Raw genomic sequence first — 26689 nt, forward strand, 5'->3', positions numbered from 1 at the left:
CCAGTTGGAAACGGTTTACAAATATGAGGAGATGCAATGAACAAGACAATAAAAGGACTTACAATAGACAAACCTGCAAGAAAGGCATCTACCAATCTTGCAATGATGGCTGACATCATCAAAGGTGTTAACGCCGTTCTCAATCCTGGCAAGCCGGAAATCGACTGGTTTGCACCAGATCCGTCAGCAAAAGCTGCAATCCATATTAAAAACGGCCGATATGAAAAATCCCTATCCCAGGACGAGATTTTATATGGCGGCGAAATCGATGGCCAAAATCTGCGGGATATCAAAGTCACTGCCTATAAAGGCACCGAAGGCGGTATTTACGCCGAAGGTTCTGCTTCCAATGTAACAGTAGACGGGGCATATATCAGTACAGCAGGAGACGGCAGCGGCATCGGCGGTCCATCCAGCGGTGCCGCTGTCAAATACGGCGCGAACATGACACTTAAGAATGCAGTCATCAATACCACCGGCAGAACTAGATACTCCACAGCTGCGGAAGAGAATTCCACACTGCGAGTTTACGATTCCGTTATATGGTCTCACGGCATGGCTTTTGGCGACGAAATCCCAGAGCCGACAGAACTGATGTCAACACCGCCGCCTGCCTTGGAAATTAAGGGAAATACCCGCACTCACTGCACCATGAGCAATTCTCAGTCCTACTTTTACAATACAAAAATCATCTGTGATGGTTGGGCAGCACTCTCGACAGAAAGCTCAGAAGGTTATGTATATCTAGAAGCCAACGGCTGTGACATCGTCTGCACCAAAAGCGGATACGGCGCTTATTCCGATCCGGGCTGTCACGACGTCTTCAATAACTGCCGCATTGATACCAGCTGTATGATGGGGATTATCGCCGGCAACAGCGATATGACCTTCAACAATTGTACAGCAAAATGTGGATCCTACTTCGGGCTGATGCACTGTGTCAACGGCTGGCAGGAAGAAGTTGCAGAGGCAATCGTAACGGGAGGCAAAATCCGCACAAAGGCGGAAGCGTTTCTGGTCAAGAGCCACAACGTTCTGATCGATCTGCACGATGTGGATATCAAGTCCGCAAAGGGCATTCTCGTCAAAACCATTGTCAACGATGATCCCTGTGCCACCAAAGTAACAGAACCCGTCTATGGCGTCAATATAAAAATGAAAGACATGTCTGTGGAGGGAGACCTGATTCATCTGGATACAGACAGAGCCATGTGGGCAGAGCTGGCCGCTACTCTAATTAAAGGAAAGATGGAAAACGTGACTTTGGCCATGGACACAGGCAGCAAGTGGATTGCAACAGCCGACTCAAATGTCATTATGATTGCCGACATCAACCCTGCACAGATTGATGCACCAGAAGGCGTAACCATCAAAGCTGTTGCCAGTGAAACCGCAGAATATACCCTTGCCAGCGGCGGCAAACTGATCGTTACAGAAAAATAAAGCCGGGGAGGGAACGAAATGGCTGTAATTACAAGAGCATTACATACCGGGATCAGCGTACTCAACATGGATGAAGCGCTGGTATGGTATAAAGAAAACCTGGATTTTGACTTAGTAGACGACGATTATGTGGAGCCACTTCATGCCAGAATCTGCTTTATTAAGAATGGGAATTATCAGATTGAATTATTCCAGTACGATCATCCCAAGCCGCTGCCGGCAGAACGGAGAATGCCCAACGATGACCTCCAGACTGTGGGTACGAAGCACGTCGCCTTTGAGGTTGACAACATAGCAGAAATGAAAGATCGTCTGCAAAAGAATCACGTAGAAATTGCTCATGAGGTCATGATGGAAGGGAACAATGTCATGTTTATTCGTGACAACTCCGGTGTCCTCATCGAGCTGATCCAAAACAACTAACCCTATCATTATTGAGAAGCGCTTCCATAATAAATATTTGCTATTATCACCTTATTTTCGAGAGGAGAAAGTAAAATGTTACAGAACAAAAAATTCTCGAAGTACGCGATTTTGTTCATGATACTCGGTATCGTATACATGTTCATGTACTCAGGTCTGCAAAACGACCATATCAACATCATTAAAACGTTCAGCGCATGGGACAGCAACAAGACCATGTCACCCCTGACAGCAGGGAACTTTGCCTGCATTGTGCTGACCTTTATCTACGGCACCTTCTTCATCAAATTCGGCGTCAGAAAGACTTTAATGCCTTGCTTCGTGCTATCCGCAGCAGGCTGCGTAGGTATCGCCATGGCAGGCGGCCTGACAGCGTTTGGCGGTGAAGGAAATTATACCCTATATGCCATCTCCATGTTCGTCGTCAGATGTACCTGCATGATCTTCCAGATGGGCGGCTTCATGCTCTGTGCTAACTGGTTCATCAGATACAGAGGCCGTGTGATGGGTATCATCACTGTAGGTTCGCCGCTGTTCTCTGTCATCGGCACTTCCGTTATGACTACTTTTATTCAGAACAACCTGGGCGGAGACTACAGACCCTTCTACATCGGTATCGCTGTCGTCATCATCGCTATGGCTTTAGTCACCTGGTTCGGTCTGAAGGATACACCAGAGGAAGCTGGTCTCTATCCGGACGGTGCAGATCAGCCGCCTAAATCAGAAACAGAAATTGAAGAAGTACAGTTGACAGTCGGTCAGGTGCTGTCCTCAGTAAAGGGCTGGAAATTAATCATCGCCTTTGGTGCATTTACTTTCATCATCAATGCCTGCATGGGTTCCATGGCTGCCCGTTATATGAGTCTGGGTATGGATGAATCCGGTCCATATGTATGGTTTGCAGCGTTAAAGTGGTTATCTGTCGGCGCAATTCTCGGTATTCCGATGTCCTACATCTTTGGCTGGCTGGATGACAAACTGGGGTCCGTCAAAACGTCTATCATCCTGGGCCTGTGTGAATTGCTGCCTGTGCTTGGTCTGATGCTCCAGCCTGAGGGCGGCAGTGTTCCTCTCATGGTTATGTGGGGCTTCGGCGTAGCATGTATGACAGGTGGTGTCCCGACGATGCACCCATGTATCACAGCTTACTGCTACGGCCGCAGAGAGTATCAGTCGGCTAACAGAATCATTATGGCCATCCAGCTGATTCCATCTGCCTTTGCCGGTCAGATGATGGCAGGCTTCATCGAGAGTGGTCATGCTAACACTGGATACATCATTCTGCTCGTCGTCATTGCAGTGGGAATTGTCGCAACGGCTTCTATGTTAAATATGAAGGATGTCAACGCTGCAGACCGCGACTACGGCGAGAAAGCGGCATAAAAACATTCGGTTTCAATACGTAAACTCGATAAATTGAAAAAGACTGCCTCGCTGATGCGGGCAGTCTTTTTCGTCTTTCATAGCCGCCTACAATGTGATACAATATTTTCATACATAATAAGGAGGGTTTAATCATGCTAAAAACGATGGAAGCTGCTGAAAGAGATGCGGCGTTATCCGTTGCCGACCTTATGGCTGCTGCCGCGAGAACAGCGCCCAAGGGCAGCGGAAAGGATAAGGTTATCACTGTTATTTTGACGGGAGAAGAAAAGGATCTGCTCGTTCAAAAGATGCACGAAGCAGCAGAAGAATACAAAGAGGACTTTATAGAAAGAGATGCTGTCAATGTAGATAACAGCCACTGTATCGTCTTAATCGGCGTGACATCTGTACCTTTCGGACTGGATAACTGCGGGATGTGCGGCTTTAAGAACTGTGGGGAGATGAAGAAGGCAGGTGCGAACTGCGCATTCAATATCACAGATTTGGGGATTGCAATTGGTTCCGCTGTTTCCGTCGCCGCAGATCATAGGATCGACAATAGAGTCATGTACTCTGCCGGAAGAGGGGCCCTCAGAATGGGATGTTTTCCGCAGGACGTCAGAGTCTGCTATGGAATTCCCCTTTATACAGGCGCGAAGAGTATCTATTTTGATCGGGGACCCGGTGCGGTTTTACGATAATCACAAAAAAATAAAGAATAAGCGACGTTTGGGAAACTTTTCTGTGTATGTGTGTGTTTTGGATTTTTTAATGGATTAATTAAGTGTAGGATTTTATCTTATTTTTAGGACTTCATTATGGGTAGAAACAATTTCCCAAACGTTTCTTATTTCTCTATAATGACTATATTTTAGCAAAAACGAATAATTATGTCTTTGTATTATTTTATAAATTTTGGGAAAATTCTTTGTTTTTTATACAAAAATAGACTTTATCTGTTCTATAAAGCCTATTTTTTCCATAATAACTGTTATTTTTTTATCAAAATCCTCAAAAAAGAAAAAGCTATCAGAGGGTTTCATCAGAAATCTCCATCAATTCTATAACGTTCCTAAAGCGACTGCGAATACATATCCATCTATTTTATTAAATTTCGGTATTTCTGATTCTCATAATCGGTTCCACCGGAGTGAGAGGATAGCAATGATGCAGCAAGATATGCTCTTTCTTCTCATCGAAGTCTTTGTAAAACGCTTCTTGGATTCTCTTGGCAATCATTTCCGCCAAATCCGCCGTTACATCGGAAACCATGACAAGAAATTGTCCGCTGGTGTACTGTGTATAAACGTCTGTAGCACGAAGGTTGTCCTGAATTTTTTCACTTAAAATCATCATCTGGCGTTCCCGTTCACGGAGAGATGGAAAATCCCCCTCGTCGTCGGTCAGTGTGAAGAGAATGATATAAGCGCTGCTTTGAACTCTTTGCATCCGCCGCTCTACAAAACGATAGATGCTCTTAAAAGTATCATAATCCTGACAGTAGGCGCCCTGAATTAAATCGTGTTCAGAAAGTTCCGCCCGTATCCGTTTGATGTCCATATCAATTCCGTTGTTTACAGCCTTGAAATCGCCACTGCTCTTTCTGTCCCGTGCACGTTTTTCCTTCAGCAGCCTCTGATCTGCCCGATCAAAGAGCGTCTGATAGTCGTCGCCCTCTTGAAAAACAGCCCATCCTATCGAAACAGAAAGCTTTGTCTTGGCATCAGCCAGCGGGATATCAGCCAGCCGTTCTTTAATCTGGCGGCTTCTGTCTTCCGCAAAGTGCTTATCCCTCTCGATAGGCATATAGACGACGAACTCATCCCCGCCGATACGCCCCAATAGATCCTTGCGCAGGACCATGAATCCTAAAATACGAGCAATCTCCTGCAGCAGATGATCCCCTGCAATATGCCCGTACCGGTCATTGACTTGTTTAAAATGATTGACATCGATGACAAACAGAATGCCCATACTCGTCTTTTCTAAAAGCTGGTTAATTTTCAGCTCACTCGTTCCCCGGTTATATAATCCGGTCAGCCAGTCAATTTCCGCCATGCGGCTCAACCGTTCATTTTCTTGTTTTAGTTTTATGATATCTTCGTTCATATGGCGTCACGCTCCTGGTAAAATTCATACTGATGATATAGAGTCTTTTCTTCAGTATAGCAATCTTTTTTTTCAAATACAATAATATTTCTTAAACCGTGCTTTTTCATCGCAAACCGTTTCTATATATTGAAGACAGTAAAAACGCGAACCTTTTCTATACCAGGTTCGCGTAAATAAACGATCTCTGCTCTCAGCCTATGGGTTCAAAGTCTTCCGCACCGTGTTTACAGAGTGGACAAATAAAGTCTGGCGGCAGTTCTTCACCTTCGTATACGTATCCGCAAATCTTGCAGACCCAGCCCTTTACTTTCGAATTTGCTTCCGGTTTCGGCTTGATATGGTCAAAATAGTATTGGTAGGTCACCGATGGAACGTCAGAGAGGACCTGCTCCTCAGTGACTTGCCCCACAAACATCAGGTGGGAGCCCAAATCCACCGTCTGATCCACCTTGACAGAAACCATAGCGTTGACGGCCTTTGTCAGATATAAAATGCCGTTTTCACCTCTTTTGGCGTCTTTAAAATCCTGAAACTTATCCGCATCCCTGCCGCATTGAAAGCCGAAATGCTTAAACAAGTCAAAATCAGCTTCCTCTGTTAAAAAAGATAAGGTAAAGGCGCCAGTCTTTTCTATCATTTCACAGGTGTAGTTGGCTTTGTTCACACAGATAGAAACCTGTTTAGGCTTATCAGCAGCCTGAATTGCCGTATTGATAATACAGCCATTGTCCTTTTCTCCGTCCCTTGCTGTTAGAACAAAGAGTCCGTAGCTGAACTTATGCATTGCATTCATAGAGACACCTCGTTACTCTGCTTTTTCTTCAAATACGTCTTTTCCAAGTGCGCAGAGAGGGCATACCCAATCCTCTGGAAGGTCTTCAAATGCTGTTCCCGGTTCAATTCCATTGTCTGGATCACCGACTTTTGGATCATACTCATAACCACACGCTCCACATACATATACTTTCATTTCTCTTCCTCCTGTTGTCTTATCATATTCAATAATAAATATACTTTGATTGCCGCAGCAAGATTTTGATAGAATTCCTTCTCATTGGTATTAGGATCTAATTTCTCCTGTAGCTTGCCAATGCGGTATCTGATCGTATTCTTATGGCAGTAAAGCCGTTCTGCAGCCTTTATCATGTCTCCCTTTGCGAGAACATATTCAATGGCAGTCTGCAGCAAATCTGCATCTTTATCGTCTTCGTCAAAGATTGGCGCCAGATAGTCCCGCATGTATTCCTCTGTTCTCTTAGAATTAATATGGGTCACGATTAGCTTGTATATACCCAAATCTTTATAATATTTAACATCTTCATTTTCAATTTCTGCCACTTTTTCCGCCCAGTAGGCTTCGCGAATATTCAATTCGAACCGTTCTGCTAAATTTCTCGGATGACCGATCCCAATGGTAAACTCATTTCCCGCTAAACCGTAAGCTACCATCACATCCTCAAAAATGGCTTGATATCTGGCCGTATTCAGTTCATCACTGGAAAGCAGGATGATAAATCGATCGTTTAACTTACCTACAAAAGTCTTACTGGCGAGCCTTTCATCTGGTTTGCTGCGGCGAATCACATGCATCACCTGCGATTCGTCCATTCCTTTTACTTTCACACATAACGCCACAACGACAGGCCGCAGCAGAGGGTTTATCTGATCTCTCGCAGCCTCCGCTTCTTCTTTCGTGAAGTCTCTGTTCACCATCTCTTTTAGCAGCGGTTCAATAAATCCCAACGCATGATCCTTTTCGACCAGACCGCGAATGCTGAAGATGATTTCCTCGAAGAATTCATCATCACCGAATTCTAAGATAGGGAAGCTCATTTTTTCCGCATAGTCTAAAGCTTCCTGCGGCAGCGCATTGAAAAAGACCGGCTTATACGCAAAAGCGTGCACATTGAGATAAACTAATTTTTTGATGGCCTCAAAAATCAATTCCGGTTGATCTTTGGCAAACAGCAGACTGGACAGAACCAGACTGTTGCCCTCAAAGATTCTTTCCCTATAGCCCTCTCGGATAAACTCAAAGTCCAAAATCTCCGTAGTAGTGATGGTTTTTGTCAATCCTTTGCTGCCAGCAATCACCTTAAAGTTCTTCATGATTGGGAGGCCCAGCAAGTCTTTTACCGTAACTGCCATATTTTCTCCTTTTTATTCGTCAAAGAGAACCGTGGATAAATACCGCTCTCCTGAATCAGGTAATACTACGACAATATTTTTCCCCTTATTTTCCGGCTGTTTTGATAGCTGCACCGCTGCCCAAAGGGCCGCACCAGACGTGATGCCTGCCAGATAGCCTTCTTCCCTTGCCAGTTTTCTTGCCAAATCATAAGCGTCCTCTTCCAAAACTGTTACAATTTCGTCAATCACATTCTGGTCCAACACTGGGGGAACAAAATTAGCGCCAATACCTTGAAGATTATGCGGTCCCGCCTTTCCTTCCGACAGAAGAGGGGAGTTCTTCGGTTCAACTGCGATAATCTTTGCCGAAGGATTCTTTTCTTTTAGAAACCTGCTGATTCCAGTAATCGTGCCGCCAGTGCCTACACCCGCCACGAGCAGATCCACCTTGCCGTCAAGGTCTTCCCAAATCTCCGGTCCGGTGGAATCGATATGAGCCTGTGCGTTGGCAAAGTTTACAAACTGACCAGCGACGATACTGCCGGGAATTGCCTGGTGCAGTTCTTCCGCTTTATCTACGGACCCCTGCATGCCTTTTGCCCCCTCAGTAAGCACCAATTGAGCCCCATAGGCGGCCAGAAGCTTCCTTCGCTCTACGCTCATGGTATCAGGAAGCACAAATACGGCCTGATATCCTTTTGCTGCAGCAATGGCTGCAAGACCGATTCCCGTATTTCCGCTAGTCGGTTCTATAATCGTGCCGCCCTCCTTGAGCAGCCCCTTCTCCTCTGCATCTCTGATCATCCACAGTGCCGCCCTGTCTTTGATGCTGCCCGCCGGATTCATGGCCTCCAGCTTCCCATAGATAGCTGCCTCCGCGTGCTCTATCGTCTCTATTTTTTTCAGTCTCATCAAAGGCGTTTTTCCAATCGCCTCTGTAATTGAATCAATGATCATATTCTCCACCTCTTATTCGCTCTATTATCATGATTGCCGCCGTCAACACGGCGATGCCCAAGCTCCATCCTCCCAAAATGTCTGTCGGAAAATGTACGCCCACGTATACCCGGCTGCAGCCGATAGCCAGAATTAACAATCCCAGCAAAACGGTAATCCAATTTGCCGCAGTTCTGTTCTTGCAATAGCGCCTGGTCAGATAGATCAGAATCCCGTATATCACCATGCAGTTCATAGAATGTCCGCTGGGAAAAGAATAGCCGCTTTCCTCGATGATACGGACCGAAAGGTCCGGCCTTGGTCTCTGAAAAATCGACTTTGCTATTTTGTATATCACCGTCGAAGAAATTGCAGTTACAGCAAATGGCAGACCTATTTTTCTTCTGGTGCCCGGATAAATCAATAAAGCCAATCCCAGCATTACAATGGTCTGCCAATTTCCCAGATAAGTAATGCAGATCAAAATCTTATTACGCAGCGGGCTTCGCAGGCCATAGACCCATTCCCTGATTGCGGTATCAAAGCCGAGGATATCACAGCTCATCACCGTGTATGCAATATAGGCGAAGCATATCAATGCTCCGCCTATGATAACTGACCGTAAAACTAGTTTTTCTCTGTCAATTCTCTCCATCAAATTTCCCCTTTTGATTTCGTTTATTTAAATTTTACTGCTGTTCCATAAGCGATGACTTCTGCAGCTCCCTGCATGATTGCAGATGAGGCAAATTTAACGTTGACGATGGCATCGGCTCCCAAACTCTCCGCTTCGTCTACCATTCTCTTTGTTGCAATCTGTCTAGCTTCCTGCAACATATCCGTATAGCCCTTCAGTTCGCCTCCGACGAGGGTCTTAAAGCCTGCGCCGATATCCTTACCCAGGTTCTTCGACTGTACAACGTTGCCTTTTACCATGCCGAGGACATCAAATTCCTGTCCTGGAATGTAATCAATATTTACGAGCTTCATCTTCTTCGCCTCCCTTAATTTCTTTGATTCTTTGAATTAGCATATATACAATCAGAGCCGCCGCTCCGATGGGAATGAAAAGCATCAAAAGAACCGCCGCCAGCGGCACGCCTTCAAAGATAGAACACGCAAAACAAATGGCTATTCCCAGGAAATAAATAACTGCCAGTATCGTGATGACAACAGGGGCAATATATCTCTTATCCACGATGTTCTCCTTTCATTCGCTTAATGCTAATATTATACTCTTTTTGAGTAGATATTTCCACTGATTTTATGTTATATTAGTAGAGAGCGAAATTCTATATTGGAGGTATACGAATTTGAAATTATTCAGAAACATCCCCAACGGCATCAGGCTGTTCCGATCCGTTGGTATATTTAATAAGCATATGAAGGAAATTGCTGCGGCCAGGCAGGCCGGTGATTTCGAGAAAGAGCGCGAACTGATTGCATATTGGACAGGTCTATGGGTGGATAATGTTATTGACCTCTTTGATTTGACCGTCAATATCAGTGGCAGAGAGAATTTGCCAGAAAATGGGCCATGTGTGTTTATTTCCAACCATGAGGGGTATGGAGATATTGTAGTATTATTTAAGGCACTGGAAGGACGACAGATCGGCTTTATCGCAAAAGATGCATTAGAGAACGTTCCCTACTTTGGCAAATGGATCAGGACAATCAGAGGTGTTTTTATTAAAAGGGGCAACACGAGAGAAGCGCTTAAATCCATACAGGCCGGAGTGGATACCCTCAAAGATGGGTTTTCTCTGGTCATATTTCCAGAAGGGACCAGGAGCCGCGGCCCTAGAATGGCCGAGTTTAAAGCCGGAAGCTTTAAACTGGCTACCAAAGCAAAGGTACCTATCGTTCCTATCACCATCAATGGCTCTTATGATCTCTTCGAAACCAGGAGCATCATTACAGGCGGTGCCGTTATCGATGTAGTCATCCATCCCGCAATTGATACAGCTTCTTTGGACAGGCATCAGATTGCGAATATAACTCACGAAGTTGATAATACTATTAGGACAACACTAACGCAGCTGATCGAACAACGCGAAGCGGCTGCAAAGGAAAAGGAGTAGAGAATATGATTATTAACTTAACAAAAGACACTTTCCAGAAGGAAGTTTTAGAATCTGACATTCCTGTATTAGTAGATTTTTGGGCACCTTGGTGCGGCCACTGCGTCAACCTGGCGCCGACCATCGACCAGCTGGCAGAAGAATACGCCGGCAAAGTAAAGGTCTGCAAGCTCAACACCGACGATGAGCAGGAAGTCGCTCTGCAGTACGGAATCATGAGCCTCCCGACTGTCGCTAAATTCGAAGGCGGTGAAATCAAAGCGAAGACCATGGGCGCATTGCCAAAAGCTGCATTGGTTGCTCAGCTGGGACTGTAAAATTAAAAAGGTTTTAAGGAGCTGCCTCCATGCAGCCTCAAAAAGTTAAAAGTGCGAAGGGAGCACGGCATTGAGCCTGCCCCTTCTCTTTTAAATTGCAGCACTTTCAGTTCAGAATAGTTCTGCTATCAGCTCCTCGCACTTCTCAATGCCGAGTATGCCGCTGTCCAACGAAATATGGTAATTGTGAGCCTCTCCCCATTTCATGTCGGTGTAAAACTGATAGTACGCCTGCCGGCGTTTGTCTTTCTCTCGCAGTCTTTTTGCCGGAACGTCATCAGATTCACCGTAGACCTGGACGATTCGCTTACTGCGAAAGGCAAGGTCCGCATGAATGAACACCGTGAGCAAATCGGCTTTGCCGCGTAAAATATAGTCGGCACACCGACCTACGATGACGCAGGGCTCCTTTACCGCTATTTCGTTGATAATTTTCACCTGCAGCTTCCACAGGAAGTCCTCGTTAGAGAATCCCTCCATAGATCTGCTGGAAAATGCGTGGGACAGCCAGCTGTTATGCGGCGAATATTCACTGGTTTCTTTTACATAATCTGCGGCGAAACCGCTCTCTTTTACCATCTCATCTAACAGCTCCTGATCATAGCAGGAAATCCCCAATTTTTTCGCAGTCTGCCTGCCGATGGTTCTGCCGCCGCTGCCGAACTCTCGGCTTATGGTGATAATTCTATTTGACATGTTCGGTTCCTCCTGTTTCTTTCAATAATCGATGGGTATACACGATGACTGCCGCCGAAATAATGAAGGTGGCGCCATCTGCAATGGGCATGGAATATAATACGCCGTCAAGTCCGAAAAATGCGGGCAGGAGCAATGCGAAGCCTACGCCAAACAGCACTTCGCGGACCATGGATAGCAGCGTGGAGAGCAGCGCCTTTCCCAGAGACTGCAGGTAAATAAACGTCGCTTTGTTGATGCATGCTAAAATAATCATACAGAGATAGACGCGGAAGGCTTTGACTGCAAAATCGGTGTAATAAATGCTCTCGTTAGCTGCGCCGAAGATTGCAATCAGCTGTCTCGGCATGAATTCTACAATGAGAAGGGCCGCAAGACCTACACAGCCCTCTGCCAGGAGCAGATATTTAAATAGTTTCCCGGCCCGGTCCTTTCTGCCAGCGCCGATATTGTACCCCACAATGGGAATGCAGCCGGCGGCCATGCCCACCACGATGGATATGACAATCTGGAAGAACTTCATGACGATGCCTACCACTGCCATGGGGATCTGTGCATATTCTGCCTGACCAAAGACGACATCCATAGCGCCGTATTTTTGAATCATGTTATTGATCGCTGCCATGGCGGCAACCAAGGATATCTGTGACAAAAAACTGCAGATGCCCAAAGAAAGAAAGCGGGAAATCACTTTACCATGGAGAGAAAAACTGTCTTTTTGCAATTTTACTGTTTTTATATGAAACAGATACCACACTGCCAACCCTGCCGTTAAAATCTGCCCGAGGACCGTAGCGACAGCGGCTCCCATCATACCCCATTTCAATCCGAAGATGAAGATAGGGTCGAGCACGATATTGACCACCGCTCCTGCCAAAGTAGACAGCATGGCAAATTTAGGGCTGCCATCGGATCTGATGACAGGGTTCATGGCCTGGCCGAACATATAAAAGGGGATTCCCACGGTGATATAGGTAAAATACTCTTTGGACAGGGCAAAGGTCTCTTCGTTTACTCTGCCGCCAAACATGGTCAAAATCGGCTCCTGGAATAAGAAGTATAAGGCCGTCACCAAAATGCTGGCGCCGATACACAGCACCACTGAATTTCCAATGCTCCTGTGGGCATTTTCCTCATTTCGCGCCCCTAAACTGATGCTGACAAATGCACAGCAGCCGTCGCCGATCATGACTGCAATAGCCAGGGCGACTACTGTCAGAGGAAAAACCACCGTATTAGCGGCATTTCCAAAGGAACCTAGATAGTCCGCATTGGCAATAAAAATTTGGTCCACGATGTTATAAAGGGCAGCGACTAAAAGTGATATAATACATGGAAGCGCATATTTCCTCATCAGGCTGCCGATTTTCTCTTTTTCAAGAAATGAATTTACATTTCCTTCGCTCATATAAAAACCTCCTATTTTTACTTACAAAAAACGCACAGGCAAAGGGTAAGCTGGTCTTACGCCTTTGGCTGCGCGCTAAATGAGAACAAAAAAATAACGTCTGACGAAAACTGGGATTACGCTTTCGCTACACGTTACAGCCCTATTATATCAATAGAAAAAATATTTTGCAAAAGTTTTTTTCTTCTGTGTTAAAATATTTTTTATAATCAATGTAACGAAACCTGCGATTTGACGATATATGGGTAAAGCAGTAAGAGAGGTGATAACATGTTAGACATGGACGTCGTGTACAACGACTATGCGCAGACCGTATTTAAATTCCTGATGACCCTGTGTCATGACGATCACACCAGTGAAGAACTGACCCAGGAGACTTTTTATCAGGCGGTGCGCTGTGCCGAAAAATTTGACGGAACGTGCAAAGTCTCCACCTGGCTCTGTCAAATCGCAAAGCACCTATGGTACCAGGAGCTGGACAAACGAAAGCGCAGAGATCCATCAGAGCTGACAGACAGCATTGTTTCAGAGGAAGCATCGCCGGAGAGCAAGGCCTGTCTCAAGGAGGAGAAGATGGAACTGTTCCGCAAGGTCCATGTTTTATCTGAAACCGAAAAAGAGATCGTACTTCTCAGGCTGACTGGTGCTTTTTCCTTCAGGGAAATCGGAGACATTTTTGAAAAAAGCGAGAACTGGGCGCGGGTGACCTTTTACCGTGCAAAACAAAAGATTACGAAAGGATAGGTGAATAGAGATGAAGTGTGAAATAATCAGAGACTTACTCCCGAGTTACATTGAAGAATTGACTAGCGAGGAGAGCAACAGGGCGATCGAAGAGCACCTGAAAACTTGCCCTGCGTGCAGAAAATATTTAGAAGAGATGCAGACCAGTGTTGATGCACCGGAGATTAAGACCGCAAACGCCAAGGAAATCAACCCATTTAAAAAATTAAAAAAGAGAACCTGGAAAGCCATCGGCGCAACTGTCTTGGTATGTGCCTTGCTGTTTGGGGGCGCCGCTTACTACTACGGACATGAATGGACGCCATCTTCAGGAGACGTCACCGTGAAATGTGAAAAAGTCGGAGAAGTCGTGACATTGAGTTTTTTTGCAAAGGACGAAAAGCTGATCATGGAATCTTATCTAGACTATTCCTTAGATGATGGCAGCGAACAGGTGAATCTGCAGATGCATCGCCAGAATCCACTAAAAAAGCCGACGCATAAAGGAGCTTACTTCGGCTATACCTTCCTCGATGACGACACCATCTATAATACAGATGGCAACAAGCGCAAGCTGACGGACGAGGATGTGGTCACTATCAAATACAAAGACAAAGACGTAAAGATCAAAATCAAAGACTTAGCAGATGGAAAATTGTAATAGCATTAAAAACTGCCGGCATGACATTAATAAAAATATCATACCGGCAGTTTATCTTTTATCCACACACAAACTATACTAACACTTTTCTTGCCGATTACAAATCATCATAATGACGAGGAGCATCATTGCAACTCCTATCGTGTCCAGTATCTTTCCTACATCAATTACCGCTGCTGCAAAGGCAATCATAATACAAACAATAACCCTTTTTCCTACTTTTTTCTTATAAATCTTCTTTTCATTTTGCGACAACGGCTTATTCTTATGTTCGGACGGCGCCATAAAATAAATAATACCGCCTATTAAAATGATAGCCCCTCCTGCTACAATCTCAGAAACATTAATCCAGCGGATAACCAACAACGCTGCGATTAACATCCCAAACGACAAAATGTAGCATCTTAGCTGTGTTGATGCATGATAACCTCCTGCATAAACACGCAGTGACATATAAACTGCCGTAAAAACAATCGTCTCTATCAACATGCCCAAGGCAGCACCAATTCCAAACATAATGAAATAAGTAAAAATCTGCGAAAGCAATTCTTTTATCCCAAATAAATATATTTCCCTATCTTCCGCAGAAATGATATTTTCTTTAATTAAACTTCCTAACAGCCTCTCAGAAATACTAGTCATATTTCTTTAGCTTGTCCGCACCTTTTGGCATCTGCGGCTGATAAGTAATGCTTCTACACGTTGAATTCACGTTAAACTTTGTCATCAACTTCGCTTCCTTCGCAAGCAGTTCCATTGATTTTTTTTTCAGTATGTTCACTATATTCACCTCTTCCTTAATATGATTTATGGTATTATTATACATATTATAAGATGTTGTGCGGAGCAATGTAACGAAGGTTATGCTATTTTGTAACCAAATAAGAAAACTACTTAACACCTGCAATGTCTTGTGCTAGAATAGCCCCAGAAGTCAAATTTAAGGATATGATAAAATGTTTAGAATAGCCATTTGTGATGACGATAAAACTATATGCAATCATATAGACCAAATGATTGCCACTTACGTGAAAGAAAATAAGTTACATATTGAAGTAGAAGTATTCTACAGTGGTGAAGCGCTCTGCCAGCATCTCGACGCAGGGATCCAATTCGACCTGATTTTTTTAGATATTGAAATGACTGCGATGAGCGGAATTGATGTAGGATATGATATTCGTAAAAAGAGAAACGATTACAACACCGAACTCATATACATCACTGGAACCAATCAGTATACACGCCAGTTGCTGGACATGCGTCCTTTAAGCTATATAGAAAAGCCTTTTACAAAAGAAACGATCATCGAAGCGTTAGAGCTGGCACTTCGTCTTTCAGATGAATTAGAAGGGTATTTTCGCTTCAAAATAAAAGGGCAAGACTATAAACTGAAGTTTAGCGAAATTCTATACTTCGAAAGCCGCCTAAGAAAAATTTTTCTCGTAACCGAAACAAAAAGCTTTGAATTCTACAGAAATCTCAACGAATTACTCTCTGATCTGCCAAAGTATTTTACTCAGATACACCGCTCCTATGTCATCAATATTAAAAAGGTAACCGCATTTTTAGGAAGCTCTGTACTGATGCAAAATAACATCGAAATTATGGTCAGCCAAACATATAGGAAGAAACTTAGAGCGATTGAAAAAAGTGAATTAGAAGCAAGGGGTTTACTGAAATGAACACATACACTACCGCCTACATCATCAACAATTTTTTCTATGCTTATGTGCTGTATCGTATGCTGCGAATTTTTTACGTCGAAAAAAGAGTGGGGAAACCAGTTGAGATTGGGGCATATCTTTTCTATGCTTTCGTTATCAGCATTACAGTATTCTTTGATACACCGCCCATCATATATTTATCTCTAAGCACAATTTTATATTTCCTGTTAACATTTCTATATGTTGCTTCTGCCAAAGCGCGCTTTGCATCGATTATTTTAATCTGCTTGATTATCAATTGTATTGAATTATTCATAAACTATGCAACGGGTTATTATGTTCAGGATTTAGACACAGCAATGAAATACAATTCTGTTTTTGGTATCACCTCGATCACCATCCTGACATTCTTCATTGTTCTTTTATTGGAGAACTTTGTTAATCTGAAAGATGGCGCTAAAATCGCAACTTCTTACTGGATCTCTATTATCTTGATACCCTTCGGCAGCCTGACCTTGCTTCTAAACAGTTTATCGGCGCATACGAGCCCTAACCTGGTCATCATAGACTCAATCATCATATTGGGCATCAACATTCTCTGGTTCTATACTTACGACAGAATTTCCCGTCTTACGAAGCTGGAGATGGAAAACTATATGATGGCACAGCAGAACAAATCCTACGAACAGCAGTTATTGATCATGAAAGGCTCTGAAGAAGCAACACGCGCGCTGAGACATGATCTGAAAAATCATTTAACTGCCTTAGACGCTTTGGTAGACGAGCGAAATAAAGATGGGCTGACCCAGTACGCGCAGTCCCTGACACAGCAGCTGCAGGGCAAGCAGAGTATTTCCAATACCGGTCTTTTGGCTCTGGATAGTCTGGTCAATTACAAACTCGGGGCTTTGAGCGAAGAAGATGTCAAAATGACTTACCTGCCACATATTTCGCCGGATTTACCTATCGATGATTTTGATTTAACCATCATTCTCGGCAATCTGATTGATAACGCCGTAGAGGCCATCGAAGAGGTAAGTCGCGGACAGAAAGAACTCTCCCTGCTCATCAGTTATGACAAGGGGCGGCTGGTCATACAGTTAAAAAACTCTTATGTTGGAAAGCGGAAGAAATCTCTCAGCACGACGAAAACAAACAAGCAATATCACGGCATCGGCTTGAAAAATGTACAGTCTGTGGTACACAAATATCAAGGAACCTTAGATATCTCTTTTCAGCAAGGGATCTTTGCGGTAGAAGTAATTCTCTACCTTCTCAGCCGCAACCCTCCAGCCTGAAATGAAGATACAGAGGACAAAAAAATCAGCGCGGCAGATGGAGAGCAACTGCCGCGCTTTTGGCTGTAAAGAACGCGTGCATGACGGAACCGAACGGTCAAGTCTGCCAAATGGAGATTTGGGGACTTTTCGCATGAGACCTGCCAACGATTTACTTTAAGTAAATCGGGCTAGGGCTTGGAGATTCCTATGCACAGATGCTGCCCGTAAAGGGCAGCCCTTCGCAATGTGCGTTCTTTGATATTCTGGCGACATCCATTGCGTCGATATCGCCTTCATAATAAGTACACAGAAGATTTGGCTGGAATCTTCTGATCACCCGCGTTAATTGTTTTGAACAAACTCTCTCTTCAACATAGAGATGATTCGCTCATTTTCCTTTTCGTAGAAACTTCCTTTCCCTGTAAAATAGCCTGCGGCGGCTGTGGCCTGCGCCACCAGCATAGAAAGACCGCTGGCAAAGGGAATATTAAGGTCAACTGCCTGCTTGACGAGGGCCGTATAATACGGGTTATATATCACGTCGAACACACCTTTACAACAAGGAAAGGCCCTCAGATCAATCAGGCGATCAGAAACACCTGGGTACATACCCACCGGAGTGGCGTTAATAACGATTTCAGCGTCAGCATGATCGGACAAATCCTCGTAATTTACCATGAGACAGTTACAACTGCCAACCGTCATTTCAGTTGGCACTGCCGCCTTCCTAGAGGCTATCACAAGTTCGGAGGCACCTCTGTCTGTCACCGCTTTCTTAATCGTCTGGCAGGTGGCGCCATTTCCCAAAATGACCACCTTCTTGCCGCGGACAGAAATCCCGGCTGTATCTATTGCATACAAAAATCCTGTATAATCTGTATTGGTTCCATGGAGTTCATGGTTTTCATCAAAATAGAGGCAATTGACGGCCCCAATTTCAGCAGCCAGCTGCGAGAGATGATCACAGTAAGGGATCACTGTTTTCTTGTACGGTATCGTGACTGACAGACCGTTAAAGTCCCTATTCTGAAGGAGCTCATTCAGTTCCTCTGGCTCCAGAGAGCGCAGTTCATAAGGGTATGCGCCTAAAGCCTCGTGAATGATCTTAGAATAGCTGTAGGTCATATTTTGACCAATTGATCCATATTTCATAGAAACATCTCCTCTTACATGGATTTCATTATGGTAATCTCGGTATTTCTATCGCCCACCGCGTTTCTCATCTCATCGGCCAGGGCGTTCATCCGTTCTTCTGATGGTTTCTGTGTATCAGCCAGTGCATATTCCCGCCCCAGCTGACCATATTTGACTTCACCAAGGTTGTGATACGGCAGAAGTTCAATTGACGGGATATTGAGGGATGCGGCATAGTCTGCCGTCTTCCGCAGATTCTCTGTGCTGTCATTGATACCAGGAATGACTGGTATTCTCACCACGATGTTGTCGTGAGCCTTTGCTAATGCTGCGAGATTTGCGATAATTCTCTCATTGGAAACTCCCGTAATGTCCCTATGGGTTTCATCGTCCATGTGTTTCACATCATAGAAGATCAAATCTAGCAAAGCGGCGGTTTCTATCAAGCTGTCTGTATCTGTCATGCCTGTGGTCTCTATAGCCGTATGTACGCCATTTTCCCGGCAGGCGGCCAGAATTTCTTTCAGAAAAGCAGACTGCATCAGCGGCTCGCCGCCAGAAAAGGTGACTCCGCCGCCAGATGAGTCATAGAAGGATTTATCTTTCATGATTTCTTTCAGGAGCTCATCCACAGTGTAGTCTTCACCTACCACCTTTTTTGCGTTGGTACAGCATTCTTTCACACAGATCTCACATAAATCGCATTCCTCGCGATTTGTAATTTCAAAAGGAGGCTGTGCCTCGATCAATCCTTTCGGACAAACCTCGGCACAATACCCACATGTTACACATCTGCTTTGAAAGCAAGCTACTTCTTTTTCCACTTTCTGGCTTTCTGGATTAGAACACCAGAGGCAGTTTAAAGGACATCCTTTAAAAAACACCGTCGTTCTGATTCCCGGACCGTCGTGGATGGACATCTTCTGTATATTAAAAATCGTTCCTTTTTTCATTAAATATTCACCATTCTTAGCAGCAGCATCCGCCTACGTTTTTGTGAGCAGTTCTGCCGATGATATTGTTCTGTACATCTCTGTCCAGTTCGATAAAGTATGCGGAGTAACCAGCTACTCTGACGAGGAGGTTCTTGTAATCCTGCGGATTCTCCTGTGCAGCCTCAAGTGTTCCTGCATCCACCACGTTGATCTGAATGTGCTCGCCGTTCATATCAAAGTATGACTTGATGACATTTTTCAAAATCTGTTTTCCTTCTTCACCCTGTACGATGTTTGGATCGAATTTGATGTTAAACAGTGCACCATTGTTACAATCGCTCTGATCGATAGATGCGACAGATTTGATTGTTGCAGTCGGGCTTGTTACATCGCGGCCGACCATCGGGGATGCATTGTCAGAAACAGGTTCGCTTGCCAGTCTTCCATCCGGAGTAGCGCCAATGGTCTTGCCCTGCAGTACATTAAAAGATGTGGACAAGATGCAGTTCTCATATGTACCGCCGCGGCTGTCACGGTATTTGACCATTTCTTCGTTATATGCACGGATCATGCGGTTGGCATATCCGTCAACTCTATCTCTGTCGTTTCCGTATTTGTCAACTTTGTTGAGGATGATGTTGCGCAGTCTTTCGTTTCCTTCAAAGTTGTTTTGCAGAACTTCGTTAAACTCACCGGCATTCATCATTTTTTCCTGGAAGACGACATAGTCGATGGCTTCCAGACAGTCAGCACCATTTGCCATGGCGACGAGGAATACGCCAGAACTGTTGTACAGAGCGCCGCCCTCTTCCAGGGATTTACCTCTTGCAATACAATCTGTTACCAAGGCTGACGCATATCCCTTTGGCACATAGACTGCGTGCATTGCGCAAACTTTTGTATAAGCTTCGCACATGATTTTGACAAAGTGTACGATCTGCTTGTGCAGAGCCTCTTCAAAATCTTTGATGCTGGTAAATGTATTCGGATCACCTGTCTTGAGACCCATTTCGCATTGAGCCACTGGATCCCAGCCGTTGTTCATGACCAGTTCGATACATTTTGCTGCATTTACATAACCTACGTTCGGACGGCCGTCAGACTTGCCCATGACATATGGTTCTACACAACCGTGAACAGTCCAGTCTCTGGAATCTTCTTCTGTTGCGCCTTTGTTCTTCAAAAGGTTGCCAACCAGGTTGTCGTTGTAGAAAGCAGGAATTGCATAACCTTTCTGTACCATTGCCAGAGCAACGTCCATCAATTCATCCGGCGTGTTGTCGTTGACACGCAGAGCCATAGTAGGCTGTACTGTCTGCACCAAATCCCAGGCCTTGAATACGGAATATGTCAGTTCGTTGGTTGCATCTTTTCCGTCTCTGCCCAAACCGCCGATTGCCATCTGCTGCCACATCGGATAAGCTGCGAATCCGAGGGAATCAAAAGCGTCTCTCAGCTTGAGGATTTCTGTACATTTGATATATAATGCCGCCAGCAATTCTTCTGCATCTTCAGCAGGCATATCGCCATCGACAACTGATTTTTTGTAGTATTTATATAAGTTCTGGTCAAGTCTGCCCACTGCGATGGAGTGTCCGTTGTCTTCAATCTGAATCGTCAGCTGTAAGAACCATACGAACTGCAGCGCTTCCCAGAAATCTCTCGGTTCATTTTCAGGTACATTGGAGCACACGTCTGCAATCTTCAGCAATTCCTTCTTGCGCTGTGCATCTGTTTCTGTTTCTGCCAGTTTGCCAGCGTGGTCAGAGAATTTATGGGCAAATCTGATTACTGCTTCACAGGAGATGATGTTTGCGTTCCAAAAGTCTACTTTTCTCATATCCTCCGGTGTTAAAACCGGCGTTTTTTCAATCATCTCTTTTGCCTGGTTGATGACGCCGCGAAGTCCCATCGGCAGGATTCTCGGATAATCTGGTGAGATATGTCCCATGCCTGTCGTTCTCGCACCTACGGACAGCACGCCGCATTCCTGTGCTTTTAATACATATGGATCGAGAACCGCAGTTGACTGCATGTCAAAAGTGTTGTCTCCCCAGCTTTCTAAAATCGGCAGAATCTCTGCTTTTGTTTCTGGTGTAACGACGATTGGATCTGTACCGCGAGTAGGGAACATGTCAATTTCGTCGATGACCCACTTTGCACCAAATTCAGGGAATACAGGTACGCCTCTGACTCTCTTGGTCTGGCTTCCGACGAGGAGTTCTCCCTCCTGCATGTTAGGCTCCATGTTGTCGAGAATATATGCGAATGCATGTGCTCTGCGAAGTACCGGGGTACAGTCTGCATATATCTCATAGGCTTCTGTCACCAGCTTAGCTCTTTCTACATCAAGCTGTGGCTTTGAATCTTTGAGACGTTCGTTCATCATATCAATTCTATCTTTGTTCATTTTCCGCTCCTCTTTCTATCAAAAAAAGTATGATTTATATCTTATATAAATCATACTTTAAAACCAGTCTTAATGGTAGCGGACAAACGTCAATATCACGTTGACAATCCGTACGAAGCCCTCATAATTATCAGTCTTTGATGCAGCTGAGGAATCGTTTGAGCGAAGGGGAAATGTCTGCTTTTGATTTGACGGCAAAACCGATCTTTCGATTCATATCCACATCAATAGGTCGATATTCCACATCAAACAGGGATACAGCATATTTTGCAATCAGTTTCGGCATGATGGCAGCGAAACCATTTTGCTCTACCATGCGGATAACTGTAAAATCTGAATTGGAAGTGTAGCCCTCATATTCTTTTACGTCCACATACTTCATGATTTGAACGATATCCTGATCCAAACCTTTGTGAGATTTAAACAAAAGCACTCTCTCCTCAAAGAGTTCTTTGACTGGAACGATTTCGTGGCTGCACAAAGGGTGTCCAGCAGGAAGAAGTGCGACATACTCGTCGTCGATTTCTTTCAACCATTCAAAGTGATGGTGGGGCTGCCGGCTGAAAATACCAATATCGATGATTCCCCGATTGAGCCACTGCTCTAACTGATCGAGGCTGTGCTCTTCCAAAACCTCTATTTGAATTCTCGGATATTTGTCATAGAATTTTTTCAGCAAACCGGGTATCAATACAAAGGCAGTCGTCGGAAAACAGCCGATTCGCACAGTTCCCTTCTCCAGGCCGTTGATTAAAGAAATCTCTTCTTCAAGTTTCTCGTTTTCTTTTACGATATTACGAATAATCGGCATCAGCTTTTCTCCTTCTGGTGTAAGCGTGATGCCCTTATTATTTCTTTTGATAATTTGGAATCCAAGTTCGGCCTCCATACTGTTGAGCATTTTCGATATACCAGAATGGGTGTAACCCAGATCATAGCTTACGTTATTGATGTTGCCACGGTCTACCACCTTCAGCAGTACCTCGTATTTCTTTAAGTCCATTTTTCCACCCTTTCATTTCGATTTCTGGCGTTAAAAGATAAATCTCACTATGCTCATTTTAAAAGCCTTGGGTTGTATTGTCAATGCTGAAATAGGAGATGCCAGCTGCGGACTGTTCTCAGCCTGTGCGGCAGATTTTAGTCCGTAATCTCACACTCTCGCAGAAAATATTCTAGACATTTTTTTAAACTGTGTCAGTTGCGGACTCTTCTCGGCCTGTGCGGCAGATTTTAGTCCGCAGTCGCACACTCTCGCAGAAAATATTCTAGGCATTTTTTTAAACCATGCCAGTTGCGGACTGTTCTCAGCCTGTGCGGCAGATTTTAGTCCGCAGTCGCACACTCTCGCAGAAAATGTTCTAGACATTTTTTTAAATTATGTCAGTTGCAGACTGTTCTCAGCCTGTGCGGCAGATTTTAGTCCGCAGTCGCACACTCTTGCAGAAAATGTCCTAGACATTTTTTTAAACTGTGTCAGTTGCGGACTCTTCTCGGCCTCAACAGCAGATTTTAGTCCGCAGTCGCACACTCTCAAGAAAAATGTCCTGGACATTTTTTTAAATCATACCAACTGCGGACTCTTTTCAGCTAATAGAAATATACGGGTGACACTAGGTTGTTTAGCAGCGACACGACACTCCAGCCTACTAGAATTGATGACTTTGAGTAGATTTTCATTTCTGCCGATGCCTGCTCTGAAGCGACTTTGATATACACATCATCATCATTAGGCATATTGGGATCGCCGTAAATTCTGATGCGTGTCTTGTCGGGACCAATCGTCGCAAGAGACGTCGCCACACCGATATTGATCATTCTAGGCAGCAGAGGAATTGCCTCTGCTGCGGTGCCCTCGAACAACAGCCCCCTTTCACCAGAGTCAAGCACAGCTTGGCTAAATACAGGCGTATCTCTATATGTAGACGCCTCTCTTGTCAGGGTCAGTTCTGCCTCCGCTCCGCCGATCAAAGCGATGGTCTGCATGACATCAAAGCCGCCTATGGCTCCTGATGAGAAGTAAATCCTCGTATTATGCTCCTGCGCTGTCTGCTTGGCCTTTTCATAGAACGGTCCATCAACAAAAGCACCGATTGACAGTGCTACAAAAGGAATGCCGTGTTCCAAAACTTTCACCACGTATTCCTGCACAGCTTCTATGGACGCCACCTCTACGACGATATCCGGCTTTGTCGCAAGAAGTTCATCCACGTTCTGCGCCACTTTACAGCTGCATTTTTCTGCAATCTGCTGTGACCTTTCGTCGCCAATGCCAAAAACAGCTGTCAGCTCATATTCAGGCATCGCACCTCTGCAGTATGCGTCTGCGATAGTGCTGGCTAGAAAACCATTCCCAATCATTGCAAACTTATTCTTTCTCATAATTCATTCTCCTTTTCAACGTTTAAATCCAGCCATCGTATGGTCGCTGCTGGCACGCATTTTCCATCCAATTAATTAATGTGATAAAATCAAAGACGGGACGCTTTGTCGCTTTTTGAATTTCCCAGGCATAAGGAGGCATGTCACTGCACTCGAGAAGAATCGCGCCCACATCGGGATTTTCTTCTACCAATTTCATCGCCGCATTCACCACGTCGTTGCGAACGCCTGTGTTGTCAAAGCTGCCCTGATCCTCCATGATATTGTGGAAATTCTCGCCGTGACGTAAATCGGCTATGACCAGATCGTCAGTCTTATCAATGCCACAACTTTCAAAAATTTGTTCACTCATAGCGATTGCATTGGCAGTCATGATACCGATTTTTTCACCCGGTTTCAAAAGTGTACGAATCCATGGAACCTGGACCATGCTTGAGATTGCGACCGGAATGTCCATGTCTGCAGCAAGGCGTTTTTGGAAGTTCCCAAAGAATCCACAGGCGCCGGAAATCGCTCTGACACCTTCCGCTTCCAGTTCCTTTGCTGCCTCCAAAATAGCCTCATAGGCTTCTGGCGCGCCGCTGTGCAGCGTCGGTGTATCCAACCCTTTTACTGCTTTGAAGCGCACGGGATATTTATAAGTCCAGGCGTTGACCACATTCCCCGGTACAATCGGATACCACACCTTGTCGAGGAGCAAAATGCCAATGCCGTAGCCCGCGATATTCTGCCCCTTTTTCATCTCCATCCACGTATTTTCTTTGTGAGACGGCGTCATGTAGCCGTATTCATTTACATTTTTCATACCTATCATCCTTTCAAATTCAATCCCATTTCTGCATTGCCCCGCCAAGCTCTGCTGGAAGACAATTCTTTGCGTAAGTGCGCATAAATCCTCTCGTCAATTTTGGGGCAGGGGGCACATACTGTTTCTTTCTCTCTTTGATGTCCTCTTCATCAACCAGGAGACTGATAGAACGTTTTTCAATGTCGATTTCTATGAAATCTCCGTTTTCTACATAGGCAATCAGCCCGCCTGCCGCCGCTTCCGGCGATACATGCCCTACAATAGGACCGTGATTAAAGCCCGAAAATCTGCCATCTGTCACTAATGCAACGCTTTCGTCTAACTTCAAGTTGATAATCGCTGAAGCGGTACATTCCACCTCCACCATGCCAGGTGCGCCGATAGGACCGGCGTAGCGGACGACAATCACCGAACCCGGCTTTACCTCACCGCTCATCAGCGCGTCATATGCCGCTGCGTCACTGTCATACACCCTAACCTGGCCGCAGAAATGATGCATGGAAGGGGCAACAGAAGAGGATCTCATGACACATCCCTTTGGAGCGAGGTTTCCTTTCAGTACGGCAAGGCCTCCGTCTTCCGTCAAAGGGTTCTCCATGCCATGAATCACATCGTTACTGGCCGCGGGAGCCTTTTGCAAGATTTCTCCCATTGTGTGGCCTGACACATTGAGACACTCTTTATGCAGCTGCCCTTCAATCTGTTTCATAATTGCCGGAACACCTCCGAGATAGAACAGTTTATCGACTGTATACTCTCCGCAGGGCTTTATATTTACGATGCACGGCGTCTCATGACTCATTCGGTCAAATAAATCCAAAGTGATTTCCGGGATACCCAATTCATTTCCGATAGCCAGTAAATGAAGGATCGCATTGAGAGAACCGCCAATGGCAAGGTCCAGCCTGATGGCATTTTCAATGGCTTCTCTGGTCATAATCTGCGACGGTCTCAGATCCTCAAAGACCATCTCTACAATACGTCTGCCAATGCGCTGTGCGCTGACCATTTTGTCGGTATATACCGCCGGAATCGTCGAGGAGTATTCCGGTGTCATTCCCAACGCTTCCACAAGAACCTGCATCGTATTGGCCGTGCCGAACAGCGGACAGGCACCACCGGTCGGACAAGCGCCCATTTCCAGCTTTTCCATGTATCTTTCATCCACGGTCCCTTTGTTTTTATTTAACTCGCCGACAGACATTTCTAAAACATCTCCTAAAGCCAGCGGCTCTTTGCCAAACCTCCCCGATAGCATCGGACCGCTGACAAAGCAGATGGTCGGCTTATCAGTTCTAGCCGCTGCAAGTAGTGTACCAGGGACAATGTTGTCACAGCCAGCTGCCAGAACCAGCCCGTCAAAATGCTGAATATTTGAGACCAATTCACAGCTTCCGGCCACTAAATCCCGCATGGCCATATCCTGCTCCATGCCGCAATGCCCGATGGCAACCTCTGCACAAGTGGATGGAATACCAAATTCGAAGGGAATTCCTCCTGCTTGCCAGATTCCATTTTTAATTGCTTCAACTTGTTCTCTCAGGGGCTTATGGCCAGGACTGTGCTCAGAAAATGCGTTGGCAATCCCTATATGCGGCCGATTGGCCAAATCACGCGGATCATATCCACTGCCCTTATACGTAGCGCGGCAATGCGTCGCTATCGGGCCATCAAAAATCTTGTTTGTGAAATCCATTTCAATTACCTTTCTACTGTTCTTTTGTAATCAGTTTACAACGGGGGCAGAAAGGTGTAAAATGAATATATCATATATTAATTAT

The 26689-nt window shown here is 45.0% G+C and carries 29 protein-coding genes; 10 read left to right on the forward strand and 19 right to left on the reverse strand.

Going from position 1 to position 26689, the window contains the following annotated elements:
• Window positions 1-36: 36 nt before the first annotated feature.
• The 4 genes from ACMQ5W_RS07215 to ACMQ5W_RS07230 all read left to right on the forward strand — a co-directional run bounded on the left by ACMQ5W_RS07215 (window position 37) and on the right by ACMQ5W_RS07230 (window position 3932).
• Window positions 37-1443 carry a hypothetical protein gene (locus tag ACMQ5W_RS07215; RefSeq protein WP_419024538.1) on the forward strand — a complete coding sequence of 469 codons (1407 nt, stop codon included), beginning with the start codon at window positions 37-39 and terminating at the stop codon, window positions 1441-1443.
• A gap of 18 nt (window positions 1444-1461) precedes the next feature.
• Window positions 1462-1866 (forward strand): VOC family protein, encoded by a 405-nt coding sequence (locus ACMQ5W_RS07220; protein ID WP_419024540.1) that lies wholly within the window; start codon window positions 1462-1464, stop codon window positions 1864-1866.
• A gap of 75 nt (window positions 1867-1941) precedes the next feature.
• Entirely contained in the window at window positions 1942-3249 is a 1308-nt protein-coding gene (locus ACMQ5W_RS07225) for an MFS transporter (protein ID WP_419024542.1), read from the forward strand.
• A gap of 134 nt (window positions 3250-3383) precedes the next feature.
• A complete protein-coding gene (locus ACMQ5W_RS07230; RefSeq protein WP_419024544.1) occupies window positions 3384-3932 on the forward strand; it encodes a ferredoxin domain-containing protein in 549 nt (182 codons plus the stop codon).
• A gap of 406 nt (window positions 3933-4338) precedes the next feature.
• On the opposite strand, the gene ACMQ5W_RS07235 is transcribed toward ACMQ5W_RS07230, so the two are convergent.
• From ACMQ5W_RS07235 to ACMQ5W_RS07270, 8 genes are all read right to left on the reverse strand, one after another.
• Window positions 4339-5340, reverse strand: a complete 1002-nt coding sequence (locus tag ACMQ5W_RS07235) for a GGDEF domain-containing protein (RefSeq protein WP_419024546.1) — start codon at window positions 5338-5340, stop codon at window positions 4339-4341.
• A gap of 193 nt (window positions 5341-5533) precedes the next feature.
• Complete coding sequence (locus tag ACMQ5W_RS07240) at window positions 5534-6136, reverse strand: flavin reductase (protein ID WP_148490530.1); 603 nt, start codon at window positions 6134-6136, stop codon at window positions 5534-5536.
• Between the two features lie 12 nt (window positions 6137-6148).
• The gene (gene rd / locus ACMQ5W_RS07245; protein WP_148490529.1) at window positions 6149-6313 is read right to left on the reverse strand and encodes a rubredoxin; all 165 of its coding nucleotides are present in this window, start codon (window positions 6311-6313) and stop codon (window positions 6149-6151) included.
• Window positions 6310-7491, reverse strand: coding sequence for a PucR family transcriptional regulator (locus ACMQ5W_RS07250; RefSeq protein ID WP_148490528.1), 1182 nt, complete (start codon window positions 7489-7491; stop codon window positions 6310-6312). Before ACMQ5W_RS07250 ends, rd begins: the two co-directional genes overlap by 4 nt.
• Window positions 7492-7503: 12 nt before the next feature.
• The gene (gene cysK, locus ACMQ5W_RS07255) at window positions 7504-8430 is read right to left on the reverse strand and encodes a cysteine synthase A (protein WP_419024549.1); all 927 of its coding nucleotides are present in this window, start codon (window positions 8428-8430) and stop codon (window positions 7504-7506) included.
• Window positions 8420-9064 (reverse strand): phosphatase PAP2 family protein, encoded by a 645-nt coding sequence (locus ACMQ5W_RS07260; RefSeq protein WP_419024551.1) that lies wholly within the window; start codon window positions 9062-9064, stop codon window positions 8420-8422. The genes cysK and ACMQ5W_RS07260 overlap by 11 nt, the downstream gene beginning before the upstream one ends.
• A 23-nt stretch (window positions 9065-9087) precedes the next feature.
• Window positions 9088-9399, reverse strand: a complete 312-nt coding sequence (locus ACMQ5W_RS07265; RefSeq protein ID WP_148490525.1) for a YbjQ family protein — start codon at window positions 9397-9399, stop codon at window positions 9088-9090.
• Entirely contained in the window at window positions 9380-9607 is a 228-nt protein-coding gene (locus tag ACMQ5W_RS07270) for a hypothetical protein (RefSeq protein WP_148490524.1), read from the reverse strand. The genes ACMQ5W_RS07265 and ACMQ5W_RS07270 overlap by 20 nt, the downstream gene beginning before the upstream one ends.
• Before the next feature lie 115 nt (window positions 9608-9722).
• On the opposite strand from ACMQ5W_RS07270, the gene ACMQ5W_RS07275 reads away from it, so the two are divergent.
• Both ACMQ5W_RS07275 and trxA read left to right on the forward strand, forming a co-directional pair.
• Window positions 9723-10490, forward strand: a complete 768-nt coding sequence (locus tag ACMQ5W_RS07275; protein WP_148490523.1) for a lysophospholipid acyltransferase family protein — start codon at window positions 9723-9725, stop codon at window positions 10488-10490.
• Window positions 10491-10495: 5 nt separating this feature from the next.
• Window positions 10496-10807 (forward strand): thioredoxin, encoded by a 312-nt coding sequence (gene trxA / locus ACMQ5W_RS07280; RefSeq protein WP_419024553.1) that lies wholly within the window; start codon window positions 10496-10498, stop codon window positions 10805-10807.
• A 111-nt stretch (window positions 10808-10918) separates the two neighbouring features.
• Here the strand turns inward: trxA and ACMQ5W_RS07285 are convergent, their stop codons facing one another.
• Window positions 10919-11503, reverse strand: a complete 585-nt coding sequence (locus ACMQ5W_RS07285) for an AAA family ATPase (protein ID WP_419024555.1) — start codon at window positions 11501-11503, stop codon at window positions 10919-10921.
• Window positions 11493-12911 (reverse strand): MATE family efflux transporter, encoded by a 1419-nt coding sequence (locus ACMQ5W_RS07290; RefSeq protein WP_419024557.1) that lies wholly within the window; start codon window positions 12909-12911, stop codon window positions 11493-11495. The genes ACMQ5W_RS07285 and ACMQ5W_RS07290 overlap by 11 nt, the downstream gene beginning before the upstream one ends.
• A gap of 270 nt (window positions 12912-13181) precedes the next feature.
• Between ACMQ5W_RS07290 and ACMQ5W_RS07295 the strand changes: the two genes are divergently transcribed.
• The gene (locus tag ACMQ5W_RS07295; RefSeq protein ID WP_148490519.1) at window positions 13182-13655 is read left to right on the forward strand and encodes an RNA polymerase sigma factor; all 474 of its coding nucleotides are present in this window, start codon (window positions 13182-13184) and stop codon (window positions 13653-13655) included.
• A gap of 10 nt (window positions 13656-13665) precedes the next feature.
• Complete coding sequence (locus ACMQ5W_RS07300; protein WP_148490518.1) at window positions 13666-14295, forward strand: anti-sigma factor family protein; 630 nt, start codon at window positions 13666-13668, stop codon at window positions 14293-14295.
• A 78-nt stretch (window positions 14296-14373) separates the two neighbouring features.
• Here the strand turns inward: ACMQ5W_RS07300 and ACMQ5W_RS07305 are convergent, their stop codons facing one another.
• Together ACMQ5W_RS07305 and ACMQ5W_RS07310 are read right to left on the reverse strand one after the other, a co-directional pair.
• On the reverse strand, window positions 14374-14937 hold the full coding sequence (locus tag ACMQ5W_RS07305) for an accessory gene regulator B family protein (RefSeq protein ID WP_419024559.1): 564 nt from the start codon (window positions 14935-14937) through the stop codon (window positions 14374-14376).
• Window positions 14930-15076 (reverse strand): cyclic lactone autoinducer peptide, encoded by a 147-nt coding sequence (locus tag ACMQ5W_RS07310; RefSeq protein ID WP_419024560.1) that lies wholly within the window; start codon window positions 15074-15076, stop codon window positions 14930-14932. The genes ACMQ5W_RS07305 and ACMQ5W_RS07310 overlap by 8 nt, the downstream gene beginning before the upstream one ends.
• A gap of 175 nt (window positions 15077-15251) precedes the next feature.
• Between ACMQ5W_RS07310 and ACMQ5W_RS07315 the strand changes: the two genes are divergently transcribed.
• Window positions 15252-15977, forward strand: a complete 726-nt coding sequence (locus tag ACMQ5W_RS07315) for a LytR/AlgR family response regulator transcription factor (RefSeq protein ID WP_419024562.1) — start codon at window positions 15252-15254, stop codon at window positions 15975-15977.
• Window positions 15974-17257, forward strand: coding sequence for a sensor histidine kinase (locus tag ACMQ5W_RS07320; protein WP_419024564.1), 1284 nt, complete (start codon window positions 15974-15976; stop codon window positions 17255-17257). The genes ACMQ5W_RS07315 and ACMQ5W_RS07320 overlap by 4 nt, the downstream gene beginning before the upstream one ends.
• 324 nt (window positions 17258-17581) lie before the next feature.
• On the opposite strand, the gene ACMQ5W_RS07325 is transcribed toward ACMQ5W_RS07320, so the two are convergent.
• From ACMQ5W_RS07325 to ilvD, 7 genes are all read right to left on the reverse strand, one after another.
• Window positions 17582-18391, reverse strand: coding sequence for a shikimate dehydrogenase family protein (locus ACMQ5W_RS07325; protein ID WP_419024566.1), 810 nt, complete (start codon window positions 18389-18391; stop codon window positions 17582-17584).
• Window positions 18392-18405: 14 nt separating this feature from the next.
• Window positions 18406-19326 carry a glycyl-radical enzyme activating protein gene (locus ACMQ5W_RS07330; protein WP_419024568.1) on the reverse strand — a complete coding sequence of 307 codons (921 nt, stop codon included), beginning with the start codon at window positions 19324-19326 and terminating at the stop codon, window positions 18406-18408.
• Window positions 19327-19342: 16 nt separating this feature from the next.
• The gene (locus ACMQ5W_RS07335) at window positions 19343-21718 is read right to left on the reverse strand and encodes a glycyl radical protein (RefSeq protein WP_148490511.1); all 2376 of its coding nucleotides are present in this window, start codon (window positions 21716-21718) and stop codon (window positions 19343-19345) included.
• Between the two features lie 130 nt (window positions 21719-21848).
• Entirely contained in the window at window positions 21849-22721 is an 873-nt protein-coding gene (locus ACMQ5W_RS07340; RefSeq protein ID WP_148490510.1) for a LysR family transcriptional regulator, read from the reverse strand.
• 587 nt (window positions 22722-23308) lie between these two features.
• Window positions 23309-24100, reverse strand: coding sequence for an aspartate dehydrogenase domain-containing protein (locus tag ACMQ5W_RS07345; RefSeq protein WP_419024570.1), 792 nt, complete (start codon window positions 24098-24100; stop codon window positions 23309-23311).
• Between the two features lie 22 nt (window positions 24101-24122).
• Entirely contained in the window at window positions 24123-24905 is a 783-nt protein-coding gene (locus ACMQ5W_RS07350) for an aspartate/glutamate racemase family protein (protein WP_419024572.1), read from the reverse strand.
• A 19-nt stretch (window positions 24906-24924) separates the two neighbouring features.
• Window positions 24925-26604: a dihydroxy-acid dehydratase gene (gene ilvD, locus ACMQ5W_RS07355; RefSeq protein WP_419024574.1), complete on the reverse strand. Its 1680-nt coding sequence runs from the start codon at window positions 26602-26604 to the stop codon at window positions 24925-24927.
• Window positions 26605-26689: the final 85 nt, after the last annotated feature.

This window comes from Emergencia sp., from assembly GCF_048465375.1.
In the GTDB taxonomy this organism is placed as follows: Bacteria; Bacillota; Clostridia; order Peptostreptococcales; family Anaerovoracaceae; genus Senimuribacter.